Origin of the sequence: Dysgonomonas sp. 37-18, from assembly GCF_001899125.1 — a bacterium.
In the GTDB taxonomy this organism is placed as follows: Bacteria; Bacteroidota; Bacteroidia; order Bacteroidales; family Dysgonomonadaceae; genus Dysgonomonas.
Genome location: NZ_MKVC01000006.1, coordinates 25070 through 46901 on the forward strand (window position 1 = coordinate 25070; position 21832 = coordinate 46901).

Annotated in this window: 18 protein-coding genes and 1 tRNA gene; 5 read left to right on the forward strand and 14 right to left on the reverse strand. The window is 34.1% G+C overall.

From position 1 onward, the window contains the following. Window positions 1-244: 244 nt before the first annotated feature. Both BGO84_RS02115 and BGO84_RS02120 read right to left on the reverse strand, forming a co-directional pair. Window positions 245-1186, reverse strand: coding sequence for an AbiH family protein (locus BGO84_RS02115; RefSeq protein ID WP_291027243.1), 942 nt, complete (start codon window positions 1184-1186; stop codon window positions 245-247). A 26-nt stretch (window positions 1187-1212) separates the two neighbouring features. Then, window positions 1213-2517 (reverse strand): AbiH family protein, encoded by a 1305-nt coding sequence (locus BGO84_RS02120; protein ID WP_291027245.1) that lies wholly within the window; start codon window positions 2515-2517, stop codon window positions 1213-1215. A gap of 709 nt (window positions 2518-3226) precedes the next feature. Between BGO84_RS02120 and BGO84_RS02125 the strand changes: the two genes are divergently transcribed. The 3 genes from BGO84_RS02125 to BGO84_RS02135 all read left to right on the forward strand — a co-directional run bounded on the left by BGO84_RS02125 (window position 3227) and on the right by BGO84_RS02135 (window position 4620). After that, window positions 3227-3595 (forward strand): hypothetical protein, encoded by a 369-nt coding sequence (locus tag BGO84_RS02125; RefSeq protein ID WP_291027247.1) that lies wholly within the window; start codon window positions 3227-3229, stop codon window positions 3593-3595. A gap of 5 nt (window positions 3596-3600) precedes the next feature. After that, complete coding sequence (locus BGO84_RS02130; RefSeq protein ID WP_291027249.1) at window positions 3601-4347, forward strand: hypothetical protein; 747 nt, start codon at window positions 3601-3603, stop codon at window positions 4345-4347. Window positions 4348-4508: 161 nt separating this feature from the next. Then, window positions 4509-4620, forward strand: a tRNA-Phe gene (locus tag BGO84_RS02135). A 177-nt stretch (window positions 4621-4797) separates the two neighbouring features. Here the strand turns inward: BGO84_RS02135 and BGO84_RS02140 are convergent. From BGO84_RS02140 to BGO84_RS02150, 3 genes are all read right to left on the reverse strand, one after another. Next, window positions 4798-5937 (reverse strand): PD-(D/E)XK nuclease family protein, encoded by a 1140-nt coding sequence (locus BGO84_RS02140; protein WP_291027251.1) that lies wholly within the window; start codon window positions 5935-5937, stop codon window positions 4798-4800. Between the two features lie 52 nt (window positions 5938-5989). After that, a complete protein-coding gene (locus BGO84_RS02145) occupies window positions 5990-7333 on the reverse strand; it encodes a TIGR00341 family protein (protein ID WP_291027252.1) in 1344 nt (447 codons plus the stop codon). A 213-nt stretch (window positions 7334-7546) separates the two neighbouring features. Next, window positions 7547-8917 (reverse strand): metallophosphoesterase, encoded by a 1371-nt coding sequence (locus tag BGO84_RS02150; protein WP_291027253.1) that lies wholly within the window; start codon window positions 8915-8917, stop codon window positions 7547-7549. Between the two features lie 635 nt (window positions 8918-9552). On the opposite strand from BGO84_RS02150, the gene BGO84_RS02155 reads away from it, so the two are divergent. Continuing rightward, window positions 9553-10692, forward strand: a complete 1140-nt coding sequence (locus BGO84_RS02155; RefSeq protein WP_291027254.1) for an AraC family transcriptional regulator — start codon at window positions 9553-9555, stop codon at window positions 10690-10692. A gap of 85 nt (window positions 10693-10777) precedes the next feature. Here BGO84_RS02155 and BGO84_RS02160 read toward each other — a convergent pair whose 3' ends face one another. The 9 genes from BGO84_RS02160 to BGO84_RS02200 form a co-directional block, all read right to left on the reverse strand. Further along, window positions 10778-11731 carry an N-acetylornithine carbamoyltransferase gene (locus tag BGO84_RS02160; RefSeq protein WP_283687206.1) on the reverse strand — a complete coding sequence of 318 codons (954 nt, stop codon included), beginning with the start codon at window positions 11729-11731 and terminating at the stop codon, window positions 10778-10780. A gap of 46 nt (window positions 11732-11777) precedes the next feature. After that, the gene (locus BGO84_RS02165; protein ID WP_291027256.1) at window positions 11778-11960 is read right to left on the reverse strand and encodes a hypothetical protein; all 183 of its coding nucleotides are present in this window, start codon (window positions 11958-11960) and stop codon (window positions 11778-11780) included. Between the two features lie 16 nt (window positions 11961-11976). Next, on the reverse strand, window positions 11977-12897 hold the full coding sequence (locus tag BGO84_RS02170; RefSeq protein ID WP_291027258.1) for an acyltransferase: 921 nt from the start codon (window positions 12895-12897) through the stop codon (window positions 11977-11979). Between the two features lie 30 nt (window positions 12898-12927). Continuing rightward, on the reverse strand, window positions 12928-14181 hold the full coding sequence (locus BGO84_RS02175) for a glutamate-5-semialdehyde dehydrogenase (protein WP_291027260.1): 1254 nt from the start codon (window positions 14179-14181) through the stop codon (window positions 12928-12930). Between the two features lie 2 nt (window positions 14182-14183). Next, window positions 14184-15260 (reverse strand): glutamate 5-kinase, encoded by a 1077-nt coding sequence (proB, locus tag BGO84_RS02180; RefSeq protein WP_291027262.1) that lies wholly within the window; start codon window positions 15258-15260, stop codon window positions 14184-14186. 281 nt (window positions 15261-15541) lie between these two features. Beyond that, window positions 15542-16060 carry a ribosome maturation factor RimM gene (gene rimM, locus BGO84_RS02185; protein ID WP_291027264.1) on the reverse strand — a complete coding sequence of 173 codons (519 nt, stop codon included), beginning with the start codon at window positions 16058-16060 and terminating at the stop codon, window positions 15542-15544. Between the two features lie 13 nt (window positions 16061-16073). Further along, complete coding sequence (locus BGO84_RS02190; RefSeq protein ID WP_135105157.1) at window positions 16074-16685, reverse strand: DUF4290 domain-containing protein; 612 nt, start codon at window positions 16683-16685, stop codon at window positions 16074-16076. A gap of 92 nt (window positions 16686-16777) precedes the next feature. Next, on the reverse strand, window positions 16778-18505 hold the full coding sequence (locus BGO84_RS02195; RefSeq protein ID WP_291027266.1) for a S41 family peptidase: 1728 nt from the start codon (window positions 18503-18505) through the stop codon (window positions 16778-16780). An 802-nt stretch (window positions 18506-19307) separates the two neighbouring features. After that, the gene (locus tag BGO84_RS02200) at window positions 19308-20636 is read right to left on the reverse strand and encodes a deoxyguanosinetriphosphate triphosphohydrolase (RefSeq protein WP_291027268.1); all 1329 of its coding nucleotides are present in this window, start codon (window positions 20634-20636) and stop codon (window positions 19308-19310) included. 187 nt (window positions 20637-20823) lie between these two features. Between BGO84_RS02200 and BGO84_RS02205 the strand changes: the two genes are divergently transcribed. Then, window positions 20824-21807, forward strand: a complete 984-nt coding sequence (locus tag BGO84_RS02205) for a cation diffusion facilitator family transporter (RefSeq protein WP_291027270.1) — start codon at window positions 20824-20826, stop codon at window positions 21805-21807. Window positions 21808-21832 lie beyond the last annotated feature (25 nt).

The window sequence follows — 21832 nt, forward strand, 5'->3', positions numbered from 1 at the left end:
AAATTAGGATTCTCAAATTTCTCAAAAATATTATTTATCTCTCTTATAGAGGGAATAGTCAATAAGAATAAAAAAGGAGAAGTCTATTTTTTGATATTAAGATGTGTGTTTCCAATGAAAATTCTATTTACTGAAACCGATTATTAAACAGAAGGGACAAATTTTTATTTTATGTATAATTGAAATTTATTCTTGTCCAAAGAAGCAAGAGCCACTGACATTGATTTGTTGGTGGCTTTATTATTCAGATAATAATGGATTCCATGCGAGTAAAATGATTCTTTTTTGAATCATTTACAAGCTTGCCACAATATTCCTCTATATATTTTTTATTCTCCAATTTGCTTGTACAATAAATTCTAAAATCGTTCAAATCATAAAGTTGATTAGTCTTCCATTTATTCATGTTCCTTAATTGTACCAGAATGTTCTGTCTGGAATTTTCGTCATAGGTAAAAATTCGAATTGTTTTTTTCTTCTTAGGTGTACCATTGTTCCCAGATTGTTCAGAAAAAAAATCAGAAAAATAATGATAATCTGTAATGCCTAAAGAATGTCCAAAAAACACTATTTCTTCTGCTTTATATAAAGACTGTCGTATATTGCTTGAACGATAGTATGGGCTATGGGACTTAATCATAAAGCAATATTCATCTATAACATCAACTTCATCTTCAAATCCTAGAATTATATCTGAATTTTCAATAGAGCCATGTACATGATTATACGTACAATTATTTATATTTAGGCTACTATTAATGTCATTTAAATCAGTATAGTTAAATGAAAATATTTCAAAATAATCATTTTCGATGACTGATTTGAGTAGTATATATGCTATTGATTCTTTATTTAGGTTTTTATAATCCAGACTTTTTAAATAGTCCATTAGTGCATCAGTCAGTTGGAAATAAGAATCTTTATTCGCTTTAAATACATTGTCAAAAGGAGGATTTTTCGCATTATCTCCTCTACTAAAAAAACCTTTTTTACTAGATATTATGTTTTTAATTTCAGTTTCAAGGTCAATCCATTTAGATATACTTTCTTTAAAAAGAATATGCTTCATCAAATCAGAAGATTTATCTAAATTCTTAAAAAAAGGACTTTGCATGAAATCATAATAACTAGTTTTTAGTCCTAAATCTAAATCAAATCCATTTCCAATAATTAATACTTTTTCCATTTACTATATAAATATAATATATTAGCTTAAACTAAAGGTTCACAATACATTTTATTAACAACTCTATCTCTCATTAATGCTTTATCTGTAAAATTTCGAGATATATTTCTCACGATATCACTATAATTATCTTCCATTTCATTTCTTTGATGATAAAACGGCTTTATAGATATACAATTTTTATGTTCAAATAAAGTATTTAATAGTGTCCTATCAGAGTTACCACAAGAATGCCCCATAATAAATATCTGGAATGGCGCTGATTCAATAAAATTCAAAAGCCTCCTATAGTTGTCAGTTTCAAGATAACGAATTGATTTTACATTCTTTAAATAGTCATTCTCATTTATATTCTCTATACTTTTATAACTATGTTCCAATTCATCTCCATATCCGAAGATTATGGGGTTTGTTTTATTGTTTAATTCTCCATGAATATTTATTGTCTTATAAAAGTCTTTGTTATCTATATATTTATCAATAGTATGGGTATAATTGAAGTTTAGAAAAAGTATATCTTCTGGTACTGTAAAAAAATGAGGAATACTATTATATTCAATTTCTTTCATTACGTTGTCATATTCCGAATCTTCAGCCCAAATTCTACCTGTAAAGTTGAGAATATCATTATAGTTAAAATCTAGAAACTTATATTTTTCTCTATATATATCAAAGAAAGAATCATTATGAGAGAAAGGTAACTTTATGAACTTAGATTTATCTATTATTTCTTCTATAAATAAATTTGCAGAAGAATAAGATATATCATTAAACTTAAGGGGAGCAATTATCTTTTTTAGAATAACATCATTAATAGAGAGCTTAGTTATCAAATTTTTCTCTATTTCCGTTAAATATTTTTCTAAAAGCTTTTCAATAATTAAAAACTCCTCATTTAGAGTTCTTATATTATAATCATTAATACTAATTCGAATATCAGAATTTAGTGCTATTAATTCACGATAATACTCATTTTCTATATCAACCCAATTTTTAGCGCTAGAGAGCCTTGATATCGTTTCTAAAAACTTATTTTTAAAGACGAGATTTACTTTAGCTCCTCTACCCATACTACTTCTAAAACGGTTTATTTGTTCTTCTAATTTACTAATTGAATATTCAGAACTAAGATAAGGCATCCCAGAGGTAATATGTGCCAAATTATACATATCTGTTTCAAAAGTAATGTACTCATTATCAAACTTATTACCACTAGACTTTTCAACTTTAACTAAAAAGTCTTCCCAGAAATTACATATAAATGATTTATAGCTCGTTGGTAAGTTATGAGCTAAATCAAATCCATTTCCGATAAGAATAATTCTATTCATATAATCATATGTTTTATACAAAAATAATGAAGTTTTTGAAACCATTTTAACAAATGAGTACACAATTATTAACTATCTCTTCCATAAATCCCCTCACCTCTAATAAAAAGTGACTTTATATACATAAGAGCCATTTTAGTACCCAAAAAGACCCCTGCGGTATGCGAGGAGAAAAAGAATGCTTTAAAAACGTACAACGCCACTGTAAAAAACAATCGGAGTCCCAAGAAAAAGTCTATTTGATTGAAAACCGATTTATTAAAAATCAATATGTAACTTCTTTGTTTGACTTTATATCAAATAATTTGATTCATAAAGCAGAATAAAAATAAAATACTTCTATTTCAAAAATTCTCAATTCAACTATTTGTAACTGAAATGCTTTTATCTAACTTTGTCACAACTCCTATTTATCGAAGTGTCGATATTGGAGGGACTTATTAGTGAAAGCATAAAAGCATTATTCTTGATTTGAAAATCTCGACAATTTTTAGCCATCAGGGAATAATAGCAACTCGCTTTCATGTCATTTGGAATGTATAAACCTATTTGGTATTATATAAGATAATGGCATGAGGCGGTTGTCTATTTATCTTGAATGGCAGGGAGTCGAGACCCTTCAAATCAGGTATTTGGCAATCGTTCTCATGCTTTTTTATTTAATCGTCTTTTGAGGAGAACGGAAAGACATAATTTATATAATACTATTATGAAAAAATTATTCATTGGTTTATTTATGCTGATTAGTGTTGGTGTATCAGCTCAATGGGCAACTTATACGCCACAAACAACACCTAGTATGACCTTACCTAGTCGAAATCAACAACGTTCTCCACAGACAACACAAGTGACAGGATATCAATATGATTCGTATGCAAAGAAATGGTATAGGATTGGTTTAAAAATCACTGTGAAAGAAGGTCTTGGAAGAGCTGATATTATATCAGTTGTTGGAATAAGAGAAGATAAATATTGGAAGGATATTCAACCCTTAATAGCGGGTTCAATTAATGATAAGGAAAGTGAGTTCTCGTATTACGTAAATCTTACAGGCGGTACAGTTTATTTTAATTATTAACTATTATGAAGAAAATATTGTTTACCTGTCTTTGTTTACTTTTTATTTCTAATCTTGAAGCGAAAGAATATGTTTATAAGACTAAATTATACGGAGATTTTATTTTAAATGATATAACAAATAGAATAGTATTTAGAGAGGTATCATACATTTATACAAAATCCGAAGAAATCGAAAATGGTTTTAATGTACATTGTACTCTGAATGGAAAAAAAAGGATGTTTGAGCTATATAGTACAGAAACAAGTTTATATTTAGTCGAATATGAGATAAATATAGAAAATAAAAAAACAAAAGGAGCAACATTGTATTATGAGGGTATAGGTGAGATTAGTGCAAACGAAATCTCATCAAATGTTGCAAGAAATAAAGATTTATATTTTCTAAATACAGGTGCTGATGATAAAGACCAAAATGAGATAATGAAAAGAGTCTCAGATATTATTCGTCTTATAAACAAAGGAGGTTTAAAAGTTAATGCAAATGGGGCTTATTCTTTTAATGACCCTGAATTTGCTCACCTGAAGTCTACAGGCGAGTTTAATAAGAGTACTTTTGGAAAATATAAGAAGGATGGTAATTATTACAATAATCTGGCTTTTAATATTATCGGTCAAGCAATTAAAGATGCTAGTCAGAATGACTCACTTTTTACAGAAGAAGAAAGGTTTATGCTAGAGCAAATGAAAGCAGGCTTACCTGTATGGAAGCAGGTGTTAAAGACAGAAATTGTATCTTATGAAATACAATGAAACGAATTAACGGTAAGTATGAAATATTGTTTACCGTTTTAGTTTAGAAATAATTAAAATTAGTACTAATCAAGTAATTTGTGTAAACCAGTGTGTAAACCGAGTATAATGAAAGATAGAATAATATTCGAAATAAGAGATTGAATAACACGCAAAACGGTGGTGCATAGCTCAGTTGGAGCATTGAAAGCGAAGGCTTGCCGAGCTTTTAATGCAGGATAGAGCAAAGGACTGAAAATCCTTGTGTCCCCGGTTCGATTCCTGGTGGCACCACGTTAAAAAGACAGTTACAATTATGTAGCTGTCTTTTTTTATTGTCAAAAGATCGTTTTAATGCTTCATGGTCTTTAGTATTTTATCTTTGTCTTAAATATATTAATTTCCTCTTGAATACAATTAATCATTGAATTTATAGTTTCATTTAATTTCGCCAAATTTGAACATGTTTCTTCAATCAATATTCTTAAAATTTAGGCGAGGGGTAAGAGTTTTCCATCCCAACCACCATTCCGAATTTTGATAATTGGCATCAATGTTTTTTACAATTCCAATATATTCTTTATATTCAGATTTATTATTAACTCGGTTTTCTCCATTTTCTCCTTCTCTAATAGTAAAGCCTCCATAGATGTGATGATCGATGCGTATACCATATCTAAAAGAGGTGGTATCTCTTGACATGAATTGAATCTCAATCCCATAATATTTGTTGTTTTGAGATTTCATATAATAGTCTTCAATATTTTGTTTGTTATAGATATTTTCAATTACATCAAACCCATTTGCTTTTAATTGATCTATTAGGTGAGACCAAAATTGGGTTTGCAACTCTACTTGGGTAAGTAACAAACACTCTTTGAGATTTGCTAGGTTGCTTATATTTTCTGGTCGGAGGAACTCTTTTATTATTTCTTGATTCATATTTTCATTTATACTTTGATTGGTTAGGTATTTTATCAGATTTATATAATGAGAAATACTCTCTCTCAAAAGGGGTTTGGTCGCAGACTTTTCTCTACATAATTCAAGCCAACGAATAATATCACTATTGTAAGATAACAAGTGATAATCCTTGCCTTCCGTCAGCGTTATAGAATGCTTTTTATTTTTACAACTAACATCTACATCCGGTATGTCTCCATTTAACGTTAGGTAGAATAGTCTGTGCATACGACACCTACTATTGCCATAGCGAGAATATCTTATGAGTTGATTATCTTGGTCTTTTGCATATATTTTGTTTTCAATAATAATGTGATATCCATTTTTATCAACTATATCAATATCTATTCTTCCCCCATCAATCTCGGTTTTATCTCCAATATATTTTTCAATTGTTACTTTTGCCGAATCACAATCAAAGTCTATAATATTAAATTCTTGAATGAAAAGATTCAAGAAAATATTTTTTTTGCCATGGTTAGCCTCAGGATTAAGAAGATTTGCTAAAAAAGCTGAATGAACTCTTACTTCATCTGAGGTTAGTCCTATAACTCGAAATAAGTTATAATTATCTCCTGCTGCTTCGGTTATTGCTCTATGCTTTTCGCATATAGCTGTTGTTTTTCTTACTAAAAATATTGTGTGCATGCGTTATTGATTATATACATCAAATACATATTAAACTTTTACTTTTAACTTTTTATCTCCCTATGTCAAAATACACCTTGACCTCTTTTTTATTTAATCTTTTCATTAGCCAATTCTTTATCTTTTCCTGTTCATTTTTCGAAAGGGTGTTCTTCGATGTAATCATAAATATACCTGTTTTTTCGCGAGATAAAGTATCGCTTTGTTGATAGATATATGCATCAGAATATGAACAACTCTGTATCTGGGGATATAGAGGAGCCAATTCAGATAATAATTGCTTTCCTATGAAATATTGACTTTGTACACTATCTATTTTCTGTCTATAACCTGTGACTTCCAAATTAAGAAGGGCTATTTGTTGTCTTAACCTTTCTTCTTCCGATTGTGCTTTCAAGCGATCTTTAGCCATGTCATTGTCTATAGCCAGTCCTTGCTCAATTGTTATTTTAGCATCAATTAAAGAGAATAAATTAGCCTGATCAATAATCGCTTTTTTATCATCTTCCGTCAATGATGATCCGCCATATACTAAATTAATTTCTTTTTTATTGGCACTAATCTCATTGTTGAGCAGGTAATTTCCTTTATATATTCCAACGTAACGTGTATATTTTTCTGCATTTGCCCTGAATTTCTCATTCTGAGACATGCGATAGCCTAAATAGATGCTAGGTAATATGATTATGATTAGAATGATAGATAATGCTTGATTGATACGCTTCTTTTTAGTTTCACTTATATTGATATCTCTGATTGGAAATTTCAGCATTTGAGAAATCAAAACCGAAGCATAAGCAATACAGACTGTATTGATGGTAAATAAATAAAACGCTCCGTAGAAGAAAGAGAACTGAAAAGTTGCCAAACCATATCCTGCTGTGCACAGAGGAGGCATTAAGGCTGTTGCAATAGCTACGCCGGGTATGACATTTCCTTTTTGCTTACTGCTGATTGCGATTATACCTGCAAATCCCCCAAATAGAGCAATCAGCACATCGTAAATAGTCGGGCTGGTACGAGCTAGCAATTCGGAGTGGGCTGTATGAACAGGTGTAATCGTAAAATATATAGTTGAAGCTATGATACTCGCTAATACTGCAAATCCAAAGTTTTTTAAAGATTGGCGAAGCAGGCCAAAGTCGTGAATAGCGATACTATAGCCCATTCCGTTAATCGGTCCCATCAATGGAGAAATAAGCATGGCACCTATTATTACTGCCGTTGAATTGGTGTTAAGCCCCACTGATGCTATAATAATAGCACAAACTAATATCCAGATGTTGGTTCCCTTAAAAGAAATTCCTTGTGTTATGGAATTGTGTATTTCTTCAAAATCTTCTGTCTGCTTTTGTAAGCTGACATAGGTAAGTATCTTTCTAATTGAATTGTACATAATGCATATTATTAGATTTTACTTCTTATCACCCTATTTTATTTTTACCGAAAAGATACTTCTTTTTTGATTAATTATATATTTTTTAACCCTAATTTTTTATGCCGGTTTTCTATTCTTTATTTATTACAAAGAATTAAATATCAGTCCCGATGACATTTTTCTTTTGAGAGAAATTGCCATCGGGACAATAGAACTTTAAGATCGAGGATATTATAAATCTATTTCTTTTTTCTCATTTAAGACATGCTTTCCATAACGATATTGGTACAATCCCACTTCTATTTTTGTTTTGTCAGATTTCACAGGAGCAATCACTATAAAGTTCATCTTTTTCGCATCTTGGTCAATCACTTCGTTTTTGTCTCGGGTCTTTTGGTCTTCCCATGTTCCCGAGTTTGCATATATACAAGGTTGCTTGTCGAGATTAGTATAGGATTTTATCATCGGGATATGAGTGTGTCCAAAGATGACAATACGAACGTTAGATAGAGCATTCCTAAAATACTGTACATCTGCCTGATTGTCGATAAATTCTGTTCTCAGACTACCTACTATTGCTTCGTTGATATCTGTCATAACAATAGCATTGTTGTATTTTAATCGACGATTCCAATTGCTTTGTGTAAACAAGTTATTGTATAACTTCATTTGGATACTTCCATCAGTTGTGCTGTTATATGGCAGAATGTCGTTTATCGAATAAGTCTTTGTGTAGTTCCCTACATTTGTTGTGATAATAGGGTCACTGAAATTGTCCTTCACATAAATAAGCCCTTCCATTACTTCCTTCCACAGGTTATAATAAATGAATTTACTTTCTTGTTCGGCATTACCTGGGTTATTTTGTACTACTGCAGGAACTTTGGTTGCTGCTTCCGGAGTAGTGGGATCGGTAAACGAGTTGGCTGCAATACGAGCAAAGAAATAACCCGGAGGTAAAGTTGCTCCCGGAGCTTCGCTCTCATTTGCATTTGGAGTTATCGCATTAAAGAAATCGTACCGATGGCTGTGCTCTATCGCTATCTGAGGATAACCTTCGGGATGATAAGTCCCGATTCCATATTTAGCACCTGCATCACGAGCTTGGTTCACTCCCGGCATTGCAATATCGATATTCTCTGCCGTGAATCCCATGTCGTGATTACCCGGAATATAGGTGAGTTTTATCTTACCATCTTTAATTATTCCGTTCAAAATATCAAAAACATTCTTATTTGCTGCTACAGACTTTCTTATAAAGTCGGCCTGCGAACCACCACCATAAGGATTTACACGTGTAGGAATATACCATTCGTCCAGTATATCGCCATTAAGAACAAGTTCTTTGATAGTCGTTGACGACCTTACTTCAGTTAAGAATTCTTCTAAACGTTTGAGGTGTTTCACATTTTCTGAGTAAGACAAATCATTTCCTAGATGCAAGTCGCTAATAACGACAATCTTGTTTCGTCCGTTGATATTCCCGTTGCTGATACTGTCAAATGGATTTGAGGTAATCTCTTCGTCAGTATTATTGCATGAAACCAAACTAAAGGGAAAGGTTGCAGCAATAAGTAAAAGTAAATAATAAATTTTTTTCATCGTATAATAAGTATTAGTGATAAATTTTTTTAAGCAGTTTAATTCATTCGGGTGTTTTCTAATATTGATTCTCTCTAATTTACGTATTGCTGTTATACTGAATATATGCTATTGACACGGAGTAGCAACACACAATTGGATATGCAAATCTATGCAATATCAAAACTTGCGATGTTTCATATTTACAAAACTGCTGTCTTATATTTACAAATTTTATAGTTTAGTTTTGCTGATTTGCAATATTAAAATTCCTTAATGAGCTCTGTCTTTAGATAATATTAAATCTATATTCCCTACAGGAAGCTATTTTGTGAAAATTACAGTTGAAGATATTCCTGATAACATATTTTGTGTTTTTAACGAAATTTCTCTTTCAATATCCTATAATTATTAGCTTTGTTGGCCTAAAAAGTTAAAATTAAAACTTACTTTTGCAGAAGAAAGGTCCAAAAAGTATTTTGAAGACGAGACTATTTAAATTACCAGACCTGTAATATTTCAAATTTGCTTACATTATTAAGATTTCTTTTTTACAATTAGAGTAAAAAGAAGATCTGGCTCAAAAGTGAAAAACAAGTTAAATGAATGCGACTTCATTCATATCCTTATCTTATTACATTTAATTATTACCCATAATGCAATATCTATATATAGCTACAGTCTTTGCTGGTGCGCTTGTATGTTTGCTTGCCTCACTATTATTAGTTCTTCGCCGTAAGACCGGAGAACGTTCTCGTGTAATTCTTGCGGTCATAGTCTTTTTCTCTGTTTTTAATTATATTCCACGTTTTATTGCGCTTTGCAACGGGGTAGTTCCCGATTTTGTGGTTTCTGCAAAATTATTGTTGGTGGCAAACTTTATGGTTGTATCTTATATTATGTATCCTATAGAGGTTATTGCTCCCGGCTGTTTAAATTTTTGGCGGATAATAAAGCTATATTCTCTTTGGCTGTTTTTGCTGGGTGTTTATCTTATTACCTCCCGCACAGGTATGCACTATACTCCATATAATATGCTTCTGGAGATGTTGCCCGATGCTCATCGATTTGAGGTTTGGTTTCGCCTTTTACTTGCGTTATTGATATTTCTCCCCGGGTTGTTTGTCTTTTTTGTTCATCGTACAAGACGCTACAATAACACCGATTATATTTGGTTGAAGAAGTATTCTATTACACTTTTTATAAATATTCTGGCATATGTTCTCATCTTGATATTTAATCACCCTATAATGAATATTTCGTACTATTATATTAGTGTCGGGTGTAGCCTCTATATTGTTTACATGGAGCTGTTCGATCGTCTCATCGGAAAATCAGTTCTTGAGAAAAATGCTGAAGAAAAAAATATACAGTCTGAAGACGCTACGGTAGAAGATGCGCAGTCATCCTCATGTCCTGAGCAAAAAAATACGATCTTGATTGATAGATTAGATGCATATATGAAGAAAAAATATGCATGGCGAGATCCTTATTTGTCTCTCAATATGTTAGCCTCAGAACTTTTTACTAACCGTACAACTCTGGCGCAAGTTATGCGCGAAAATGGCTATGAAAGCTATACACACTATATTAATAAGCTGCGCATTGAGGATTTCTTGCAACAAATAGAATCAGGACAATATGTTAATTATCAAGAAGCTTTCTTTTTTGTCGGATTTCGTTCGCGTAGCACCGCTTTACGTAATTTCAGACAACTAACAGGAATGATTCCTTCCGAGTATTTTCAAAAGAAAAATATTCAGATAAACGAAGGTAATGTGATTCATCATTACTGATTTACACGTGTTAAAAATATAAGGAAGTGTTATTCATTTAATTGAAAACACTTCCTTATATTTTTCTTATAATAAATTTATTCTATTACAAGCTCTCAAGCATTCTTTTTATAACGGTTTGTGCTGATATCTCACGGTTCGCCGCCTCTTGAATAACAATTGACTGAGGGCTTTCTATAACATCGTCACTTACAATCATATTGCGGCGTACAGGCAGACAATGCATAAAATAAGCATTGTTAGTAAGTGCCATTTTCTCACTGGTTACTGTCCACGACATATCTTTGCTTAGTATCTTTCCATAATTCGGATCGGTATACGCAGCCCAGTTTTTAGCATATACAAAGTCAGCTCCGGCCAGCGCCTTATCCTGATCGTATTCAACCTTAGCACCACGCACAAATTTAGAGTCCAACTCATAGCCTTCAGGGTGAGTGATAACAAAATCAACATCCGCCTCATTCATAAAATCGGCGAAAGAGTTAGGTACTGCCTGTGGCAATGCTTTTGGGTGTGGAGCCCATGTTAAAACGACCTTCGGACGAGCTGTTTTCTTATATTCCTCGATTGTAATTAGGTCGGCAAATGCTTGTAGTGGATGACCTGTAGCAGCTTCCATACTGAAGACAGGTTTTCCCGAATATTTTATAAACTGATTGAGAATCTTCTCTTGATAATCATCTTCTTTATTTTCGAACTGCGCAAAAGCACGCACACCAATGATATCACAATAGCTTCCCATAACAGGAATTGCCTCTAATATATGTTCAGACTTATCTCCATCCATAATCACTCCTCGTTCTGTTTCCAGTTTCCACGCTCCTTGGTTGATGTCAAGTACCATCGTGTTCATACCCAGATTCATTCCGGCTTTTTGTGTGCTTAGGCGGGTGCGTAAGCTTGAGTTGAAGAACACCATTAGCAAGGTCTTGTTTTCTCCAAGCTTCTTATAAGCAAAACGATTTTTCTTTATTTCCAGAGCTTCCTTTATTGCAACATTTAGGTCGCCCAAGTCTTTTACATTGGTATAAGTTTTCATTATATTGTTTGTTATTGTATTCAAATTAAAGGTACAAAGTTAAATCTTATTCTTTGGATATATCTCTTTTTTCTCTTTTTCTGTTGTATACCTTTTTGCTCTTATGCACATTTGTTGTACGTCGCCACCCCGGCGATTGAGATAATTCATCTTCCCGGTCTGCTTTTTTTACAGCCTTTATATAATCCTTTATAGATATTTTGCCTGCTGTTTTCTTCTTTTTCGTCATGACAAGAATTTAACTGTTATAGAAATATTTTTATCCGCTTGTTTATGTATATGATAAAAACGGATAAAATAATTGATAAAAATAAAATAACTCCGAAACGGATAATTGTATAAGGCATGCTTATATCCCATAGCTTAATAATGACAAAGTAATGAATAAAATATATTGCAGAGCCTAATGAACTTAAATAAGTAAGATATGTATTAGGCATTCTATAGCTCGAATGTTTAAATACAAATATTATTATAGCAGGACAACAAACAATGAGTGACAGGTAGGTATCTCGTACAAAGCACATATCTTTGGCATATGAAGATTCAATACATAATGTGATAAGGCTTAATGCAATGAGAGCCGCCAAGGTGATACTACCGGATTTTAGTATTAAGTTATGTTTATAAATGTAATATCCTAAAAAAATAAAAGGGAAACCTACAAAAAAGCCATTTCTTACGATGTGTATATTCCCATCTCTCAATGGTTCGCAGAAGACACCAATTGAGAAAATGAGAATCGCCAAGACTAGAAGAGCAGTATCATTCTTTATAAATCTCTTTGCGATATATAGCAAGAGAGTTCCATAGACCAGAGCGATTACATACCATAAATGTAAGATTCCCAAAACTATATATTCAAGGAAGAGCGAGACTGTAATGGGTGGCTGATCTATATTCAATAATATATAAAAAGCCGACCATACGGCATATATTATCAGTAGATGTCGGATATACTTTTTTAAGGCTTTCGGATTATCAATTTTTTTTGCAAGGTAATATCCGTTTATAACAAAGAAACAAGGTACTGCAATCCGCGCGATACCTTGCGATATTAGCCAATTGAGCAAAGGGTATGTAGCTGATAATGGGCCTATGTGTATTGTTATTACCAATATACTTAGAAATACCTTGAAATAATCGAGTGTAACGTTTCTTTCCATTATCGGTACTAAATCAAAGCCTAATCTCTCTTACGACCTGGTTTGTCCATTACCATTTATCAGCCATTTATAGGTGCATAGCTCCTCTAATGCCATAGGCCCTCGGGCATGCATCTTTTGGGTGCTGATACCTATTTCGGCTCCCAGTCCGAATTGCGCTCCATCGGTAAATGCCGTAGATGCATTGGAATAGACACAAGCTGCATCTACCATTTTTTCAAAAAGCTTGATCGCTTCAGCATCCTCACTGATGATAGCTTCGCTATGTTTCGAGCTATATTTGGATATATGACTTATTGCTTCTTCTATATCTGTCACTGTTTTGATAGACATCTTATAGTCGAGAAACTCTGTGCCGAAACTTTTTTCGTCAGCCTTCTTTAATTGGTCGTACGAGTAGTATGAGAACAGTGCTTCGTATGCATGTTTATCGGCATAGATAATAACGTCTTTCTTGTCAAGGTCTTCGCACAGATAGTGTAAGTCATCGAGTCTTTCTCTATCTATAACAAGGCAATCGAGGGAATTGCAGACACTCACTTTTCTGATTTTAGCATTGGTAATAATATCCTTCCCTTTCTTGATATCTCCATCTTTATGGAAATATGTATGACAAACACCTGCACCTGTTTCTATCACAGGAATTCGAGAATTCTCACGAACATAGTTTATCAGCTCTTGCCCACCACGAGGTATAATAAGGTCTACATAGTTGCGGGCATTCATTAATGCTTCTGTTGCAGTCCTGTCGTTAGGCAATAGTGTACAGACATTCGGATTGATTCCATTTGCGTCCAATACGTTTCTTATCAAATCAATTATGGCTTCATTCGAAAAACGAGCGTCAGAGCCGCCTTTTAGTATGCAGGCATTTCCAGATTTAAGACAAAGCGAGAATACGTCGAAACTGACATTCGGACGTGCCTCGTATATGATACCTATCACTCCGAAAGGCACAGTCACCTTTGATAGGTTCAGTCCGTTGGGCAGTGTTTTCTGCATTAGTGCTTTTCCTACAGGGGAGGGGAGTGATGCTACATTGCGGATATCTTTCACAATATCCATTATCCGTTGCTCATTGAGCAGCAAGCGGTCGTATTTTGGATTACTTGTATCCATTCTTTGCAAATCCTTCTGATTCTCTGCAAGAATGTAATACATTTTCGATTCGGTCTCTTTTGCAATAGCTTCCAGTATTGCGTTTATTTCTTTTTCTTCCAATAAGTTAAGGCTTTTACTAGCCTCTGCAACTAACTGGAACGTATTCTGGTGATAATCGTCCATTTTTATTTTTCAATATATAAATAGTCGTAATGAATTATTGCTTTTTTATTATTTTTCCCTATTACTTCTTTGGCTTTTTCGCTGCTATATGCCGTTTTTCCAATGCCAATCAATTTCCCTTTTTCATCCATGATGCGCACTACATCGTCAGCCTCGAAGTTACCAATAATTTTGGTTACACCAACAGGAAGTAAGCTGACAGCCTTGTCTCCCAAGAGTACCTCTTTAGCATTTTGGTTGACGTATATTTCTCCTTTGGTAAACCCTTCGGAGTGAGCAATCCATTTTTTTATACTTGTTGTTTTCTTTGTAGAGGGGATAAAGTGCGTGGAAATCACATCTTTCCCTTTTATAAGATCTACAAGTATATTGTCTCTACGCCCGTTGGCTATTATTACTTCAATTCCTTCTTCTGCAGCTTTGCGTGCAATATTATACTTGGTAGTCATCCCGCCACGTCCGGTAGATGACTTCGAAGACTGTATACAGTCTTCTATATTGTCTTTTGTAATATCTATCTTCTTAAATATCTCCGATTTAGGGTCAGACGGATTGCCATTATATATACCGTCGATATTGCTCAGTATAATTAGTTTTTCGCAGCCCATCATTGTAGCTACCAGCCCCGACATCTCATCATTGTCTGTAAACATAAGTCCGGTAACAGAAATGGCATCGTTCTCGTTGACTATCGGTATGACTTTATTTTCCAACATCACAGACATGCAATTTCGTTGATTAAGATAATGTCGTCTGGTTGAAAAATCTTCTTTCGTAGCCAATATCTGTCCGCAGGTAATATTTTGTTGATGAAACAAATCTGAGTACCGGTTTATCAACCTTACCTGTCCGATGGAGGAATATAGCTGACGCGCAGAAATTGTGTCTAACTTAGACTTGACTTTAATCTCCGATTTACCGGATGCTACAGCACCCGATGATACAAGAATAACCTCGACACCACTTTTGTGTAGCTCTGCAATCTGGTCTACCAGTGCAGACATACGTGTGACATCTAATGTCCCGTCTTTTCGGGTTAATATCTGACTTCCTATTTTTACAGTAATACGATCTTTCATTAGAAGAATATCAAAAAAACAAAGTTAAAATTTTATTTCAGGTAAAATGATAGATAAAATAGAAAATAGGCGTTAAATTGCTTGCTATCTTTTCTTTTTGTGCTTGTAGTGCCTTAAAATGATTTTGAGTGTTTTGTTAAATGGTTTATATATAGATGGTTATTTGTAAAAGGTGACAAAAGTAACATTTTTTACGTTGTTTCTGATGTCACTTTTCTACTACAGCTTTGTGTAGCAGACTTTATACTATATATGATAAAATTTATTGAAAAATTGTATGCCTATATCAACCCTTCGGGCAGATTTAGATATAATATTCTTTTTTTAGCATCAATTTTTTCGACAAAGTCCTCTGTTGCGGGTATTATCAGATCTTCATCGTCGTTCTTCACGAGGAATAGTGTGTTAATCGTTTTGTCGTCTATTTCTTCAATTGTACCTAAATTGCCGGCAACTTTGTCCACTACCGAAAATCCAATAAAGAAGTTCCACGAATAGTCTATATCATCATCCGATTCTTCTTCAAAGTATTTGCGGGGGAAAAACACTTCCAATCCCGACATTTGCATTGCTTTATCTTCGCTGTCGACACCCTCAAATGTAATTAAAGCCGTTTCACTTCCTTTGAACCTATATTCGTCCACAAAGAAAGGGACAAAGATGCCGTCTATGCGGCATATCAAGTATGGGCAATCGACCCGGTCGAATATATCGTTCTCAAAAGCAAAACTTATCTCACCTTTTATTCCATGAGGTTTGATAAGTTTCCCTATTTTAAATACTTCGCTATCTTTTATCATAGCTCAGGCATGTTTATTTTTTCTTTTGTTGGTTGCTTTTTTTCCCACCACCATTGTTGTTGGGTGTATTTCTCTGACCTAGATCCTTCATTTCAGGAAGTTTGATGTTTGAGTTCCTGATATCGATCTTATGACCCGATAAATCATAAAGGTCAAGGAATATTTTGTGATCTTCAACATCTTTGTTCCACTGTATATATGATTTTTTCATATGTGTGGCAACCAGCAAAATAAATTGTTCTTTTTCTTTGGGATCTTCTATCGATATAGCCATCTTTGCCATCTTTTCCAATGTTTTACCATAATGGCGGTATTGCATGTCGGGACGACTATATTCTATTTTTCCCGGCTTGGTGTTCAAGTCTTCTTTCTTAACTACTTCGTAAGGATAATCAATATCCAGCTTAAAGTCGGACATAATAGCCAAGTGATCCCATAAGATGTGCTTGAAATCGTTTACATCACGAAGGTGTGGAAACATATTTCCCATAATGTTTATTATAGTATCTGCACAGCGTTTGCGTTCGTTTCGGTCAGGTATTGCAAGACAATAGTCGACCATATTTTGTATATTCCTTCCATATTCAGGAAGAGTAAGTTTTTTTAACTGAGTGTTATACTCCATTTGTAAATGTAATATATGTATAAATAAAAAGGTAAGTAATTAGATATCCACAAAGATACGAAATAATTACTTACCTCTATAAATTAATTTTCTTACTTCGCAGTTTCTGCTATTTTTTCGGGAGCAGACAATGTCTTTTTGTACAATTCTGTATCCCCGAGAACTTCTATTGCTTTATCTACGTCAGCATCATGTTTAAGAGAATAAAGTTTCTCCCCACGCTGATAATAATAACGTTTAACGATGGCTGAGTTTATCTGTTTCATTATATCTTCTTTGAAGGTTTCCAAGTCCCGATCAAGGTTCGGGATAAGTTTTGCTTCCAAAGCCTTAAACTCGTCATTGGCATATTTCATATAGCCTTCAAACTCCATCACCTCTTTTAATGAAGCCATTGACTTTTCGCTCATACGATCGTATTGAAAATCTTTGGATTTAACGAACTTCTTAAAGTCCTCATAGTCTTCGTCAGATATAGAAAATTTTTCAGGCGATTCGATCGATTTATGTCTGACTACCCAATCTGTAACCCAATCGAAAACGATGTATTGATTTTCGAGGTAATAGGTGATATTTGGGGTTTTAGGTTCATTCATTACAATATCGGGAGTAACACCTCCGCCGTCTCTTACCTGACGTCCTGCCTGAGTGTAAAATACAGTAGTGAGGCTATCCGGTATACGTCCCACACTACCATCAGCATTTCTGTGGGAATAATCTATTGCTTGCACACATCTGCCACTGGGGATGTAGTACTTAGAAGAGGTTACTTTTATTCCACCTCCATAAGGTACTTCACGAGTTACTTGTACCAGTCCTTTTCCGAATGTGCGTTCGCCAAGGAGTACAGCTCTATCCATATCCTGTAATGATCCGGCTACGATTTCGGCAGCAGAAGCAGAGCCTCTATTCGTTAAAACAATGATTGGTATATCAGTATCTATTGGTTCCAGTGTGGTGCGGTATGTCCTATCGGTCTGTTTTAGTTTTCCTTTGGTAGACAACACAACTTTCCCTTTCGGCACAAACATATTTACAATCTGAACCGCTTCTTCCATGATTCCTCCACCATTTTGGCGTACATCGAATATAAGGGATTTAGCGCCTTGTTTCTTTAGCTCCAAGAAAGCGTTTTTTACTTCAGCAGCACTTTTGTCGGTAAAGGTGCTAAAACTTATATATCCTATAGTAGGAGTTACCATACCATAGTATGTAATAGGATCCATAACAACTTTCTCGCGTACAACCTTCAGTGTTAAAGGTTTTTTCTCGCCTTTGCGTTCTACCTTTACTTCTATTGTTGTTCCCGGTTGCCCTTTTAGATTATTGCTTACAAAACTGCTCAATGTGCGTCCAAATACTTCTCCGGGCACAGAGTCGCAGGTAGTCATATCTTTTCCGTCTATCTCCAAGATTACGTCTCCCGCTTTCAATCCGGCTTTTGCGGCGGGCTTATCACCGTATGGTTCTATAATAGTAACTCTTCCATCCTTGAAGGATACGATAGCTCCAACTCCGGCATATTCGCCTGTTATTTGGGTGCTAAACTCTTTCATGTCATCCTCATTGTAGTATTCTGTATAAGGATCAAGCGTGCCTAGCATATTGTCTATGCCTGTGCGTATTGTTTTATTGATGTCGAGGCTATCGACATAGAACATATCCATCTCGCGGACTACACTGTTGAATATTTCGATGTTCTTATTTATATCAAAATAGCGCTGTTGCTCTTGGTTCTTTCCCTGATTACTTTGTGCGTAGACAAAAGTAGTCCCCAAAAGTGCTGAGAATGTGAAAAATGCAATTAAACGGTTTCTCATTAGACTGTAATTATATAAAATGTTTTGTATTCCATTATTTTACGCAAAGGAAATACTTTTTTTATAAATAAATAAAATTACGATGGTTATATATCTCTTATTTTTAACAAAAAACGTAAAAGTGTAGAAATTTCGGGATAGTGAACTAAATAAACAAACAGAGCGTTATACTTCTTTTGATTTACTTGCTTATTAAAGTAAAATTCAGTGCCTGAGATTTTTCTTTCAATACTTTCACAAGCTCTAGAATGAAAAAGGAGGGACAAACATTGAAGACAAATACAAATGTGAATAGTTTATTACATCTCCGTATATCATCAGGCACTGAATTTAATCTTTATTTCTATTTAATGTGAGTATATTTTTTAGTATTACCAATAATTACTTAGCACAATCCTTCCGGGTAGAATGTTCGTTTTCGTTTTTTATAATTCATACGTGCAAAATAATGATTCTGGGCGACAGGACTATAGATCTCATTCGTTTGCATAACTCCTCATTCCGGGCTTTTCGGATGAATACAACTGAAATTTCATGTTTTGCGTGAATATATGACAATATGATACAAAATGCTATATTTCTTAATTCTATTAAAATCAATATGTTTTATAGCAATGTAATTGATTATTGCTGTAGTTTAAAAAGTTGTATCCGTTTGTTGGTACAAATATATTATTTATAATTCATATTGCAATTTTTTATTTTATTTTGCTCTGTTTTATTCCTTTTCTTGTTTGTTAAAGTGTTGCTGATTATTTGTTTATGTTGTTGTTAATCTTTATTAACGATAAAATCAGAGATGTTAAACAGTTGGTAAACTCATTCCTGTGATTTTTCTGTACAAGTCGAGGGCGTATACGTCTGTCATACCTGAAACAAAGTCTAAAACGGCAAGAATTCTTTGATATAATGTTGGTGCGTCTTTTTCATATTGTTCCGGTATACGGCTAAGAATCAATTTTGAATATTTTGCATTAGGCTCTTCCACAGCCGATATAAATGTGTCGAGAAGGAATCCGATAATCCGATGCCCGGCCAGTTCTATATCTACTACATCTTTTGTTTTATATATTTTTTTATAGCTAACATCTGTAGCTATTTGGTAAGCATTATTGGGCAATGGAGAAATACATTTTATTAATGGTTTTTCAAACCCACCATCCAGGATACTCTGTTCGTTTTCCAGAAATACATTAGAGCACTCATCTACAAGTAAACCGATAACGCTTGAGCGGAGATATGCAATTTGCTCATTAATATCGCTGACTACCTGGAGCGTTTTCTGCATTTTTCTCTGTTTTTCTTCCGGAAAGAAATTCAAGAAGAGCTCTATTGTTTGCTCAGTAGTTAATAGTCCTAACTTGTGAGCATCTTCTAAATCCATTATTTTATAACAAATATCATCGGCAGCCTCTACGAGATATACTAAGGGATGTCTGGCGTATTTTAACGGATCTTCTTGAATGCAGTGCATGCCCAATTCGTTTGCTATTCTTCTGAAATCTTTTTCCTCCGCTTCGAAAAAACCGAATTTGCCGGCTCCATTTGCAGCGATGGAAGAGTAGGGGTACTTAACTATTGAAGCTAGCATAGAGTAGGTCATAACAAAACCGCCTCTTCGTCTGCCATTAAACTGATGTATAAGCAGACGTATTGAGTTCGCATTGCCTTCAAAGTTTATAAAATCTTCCCAGCGTCCACCTTCTTTTATTATTTTCTCCTTTAGCCGCATGCCTTTGTCTTCAGAGAAATAGCTCGTGATGGCTGTTTCACCTGAATGACCGAAAGGGGGATTACCCAGATCGTGAGCAAGGCAACCGGCAGCAATGATAGAGTTTATTTCTTCGAAATCGGCCGACGAATTTGGATACTTTTTTCTTAGTTCTTTACCGACAATAACACCTAAAGAGCGCCCTACACAAGAAACCTCGATACTATGGGTGAGCCTGTTATGCACAAATATACTACCCGGAAGAGGAAAAACCTGTGTTTTGTTTTGCAAACGGCGGAAAGGTGCTGAAAAGATTAACCTGTCATAATCTCTTTGAAAATCAGTTCTATCATGATGTTTATCATCATGGTATTCTTCCATACCGAATCGTTTTGCCGAAAGCAGTTGTTGCCAGTTCATACCTTAATTAGTTTGAGAATCAAAGATAAAGTTTTTTCAGTTATTTTTATATACGAACATAAGTTATAATACTTCTTAAGTCTTAGGATTGTTTTGTTCTTGTTTTAGAAAAAAAAGGTATATTTGAACTTAAATTCAAACATTTCAGAGGGCTCTCTTGATTAGGCACTTTATCTTAGCTTTAATAATGAAAACAAATCCGGATAAAATAAAACAAAGAGTACAAACTCTTGTTGTTGCTTGTGGTATTATTCTGATGATAGGTAAATTTACAGCCTACGTTTTGACTAATTCTGTTGGGATTCTTACTGATGCAATGGAAAGTATTGTAAATATAGTTGCCGGTTTTATCAGCCTGTATGCCATACATAAAGCAGCCAAGCCCAAAGATCAGGATCATCCGTTCGGGCATGGTAAAATAGAACTAATATCTGCTTCGATAGAAGGAATATTAATCATTTTGGCAGGAGGGTTGATTATCTATGAAGGTATTGCAAGATTGTTTACCCCTTCTGTAATAGAAAAGCTGGATATTGGTATTGTTGTTATTGCCGCTGCGGGTATTGTAAATTATATTCTTGGTTATTATAGTATTCATCAGGGGAAGAAGTATGATTCTATAGCACTTGTTGCAGGTGGAAAGCATCTCCAATCGGATACATATTCTACTATTGGGCTTGTTGCAGGTTTATTGATACTTTATTTCACCGGTTTGGTATGGATTGATAGTGCTCTTGCAATTATTTTTGGTGGAATAATTGTTTTTACAGGAATAGGTATTTTGCGAAAAACGATACAAAATCTGATTGATACGGCAGATATTGCTGCATTGGAGAAAATAACCAAATCGATAAATGAAAATAGAAAGGATGATTGGATTGATATTCACAATCTGAAGGTGTTAAAATCAGGAAGCGACTTTTTTATAGATTGTGATCTCACTCTGCCATGGTATTATAATATAGATCAAGGACATTCTTCTTGTGAAGAATTAAGATTAAGTCTTATCAAGTTATTCCCTCAGCATACATTGATATCTATACACTCCGATTCATGCCTCGAGAAATATTGCTCGGTTTGTCGCGTTAAGGACTGCTCATATAGAAAAGAACCATTGAAAGAAAGAATACCTTTTACCAAAGAGACGCTAACTACTGCCGAGGAAAGTTAAGGGATCATAAATTTATTCTTGTTTG

Bases quoted from the DNA above. Each gene is read 5' to 3' on its own strand.
- BGO84_RS02120 (WP_291027245.1), bottom strand. From the start codon at position 2,517: ATGAATAGAATTATTCTTATCGGAAATGGATTTGATTTAGCTCATAAC.
- BGO84_RS02160 (WP_283687206.1), bottom strand. From the start codon at position 11,731: ATGAAAACTTATACCAATGTAAAAGACTTGGGCGACCTAAATGTTGCA.
- BGO84_RS02130 (WP_291027249.1), top strand. From the start codon at position 3,601: ATGAAGAAAATATTGTTTACCTGTCTTTGTTTACTTTTTATTTCTAAT.
- BGO84_RS02175 (WP_291027260.1), bottom strand. From the start codon at position 14,181: ATGGACGATTATCACCAGAATACGTTCCAGTTAGTTGCAGAGGCTAGT.
- BGO84_RS02205 (WP_291027270.1), top strand. From the start codon at position 20,824: ATGAAAACAAATCCGGATAAAATAAAACAAAGAGTACAAACTCTTGTT.
- BGO84_RS02125 (WP_291027247.1), top strand. From the start codon at position 3,227: ATGAAAAAATTATTCATTGGTTTATTTATGCTGATTAGTGTTGGTGTA.
- BGO84_RS02145 (WP_291027252.1), bottom strand. From the start codon at position 7,333: ATGTACAATTCAATTAGAAAGATACTTACCTATGTCAGCTTACAAAAG.
- BGO84_RS02140 (WP_291027251.1), bottom strand. From the start codon at position 5,937: ATGCACACAATATTTTTAGTAAGAAAAACAACAGCTATATGCGAAAAG.
- BGO84_RS02155 (WP_291027254.1), top strand. From the start codon at position 9,553: ATGCAATATCTATATATAGCTACAGTCTTTGCTGGTGCGCTTGTATGT.
- rimM (WP_291027264.1), bottom strand. From the start codon at position 16,060: ATGATAAAAGATAGCGAAGTATTTAAAATAGGGAAACTTATCAAACCT.
- BGO84_RS02195 (WP_291027266.1), bottom strand. From the start codon at position 18,505: ATGAGAAACCGTTTAATTGCATTTTTCACATTCTCAGCACTTTTGGGG.
- BGO84_RS02115 (WP_291027243.1), bottom strand. From the start codon at position 1,186: ATGGAAAAAGTATTAATTATTGGAAATGGATTTGATTTAGATTTAGGA.
- proB (WP_291027262.1), bottom strand. From the start codon at position 15,260: ATGAAAGATCGTATTACTGTAAAAATAGGAAGTCAGATATTAACCCGA.
- BGO84_RS02190 (WP_135105157.1), bottom strand. From the start codon at position 16,685: ATGGAGTATAACACTCAGTTAAAAAAACTTACTCTTCCTGAATATGGA.
- BGO84_RS02170 (WP_291027258.1), bottom strand. From the start codon at position 12,897: ATGGAAAGAAACGTTACACTCGATTATTTCAAGGTATTTCTAAGTATA.
- BGO84_RS02150 (WP_291027253.1), bottom strand. From the start codon at position 8,917: ATGAAAAAAATTTATTATTTACTTTTACTTATTGCTGCAACCTTTCCC.
- BGO84_RS02200 (WP_291027268.1), bottom strand. From the start codon at position 20,636: ATGAACTGGCAACAACTGCTTTCGGCAAAACGATTCGGTATGGAAGAA.
- BGO84_RS02165 (WP_291027256.1), bottom strand. From the start codon at position 11,960: ATGACGAAAAAGAAGAAAACAGCAGGCAAAATATCTATAAAGGATTAT.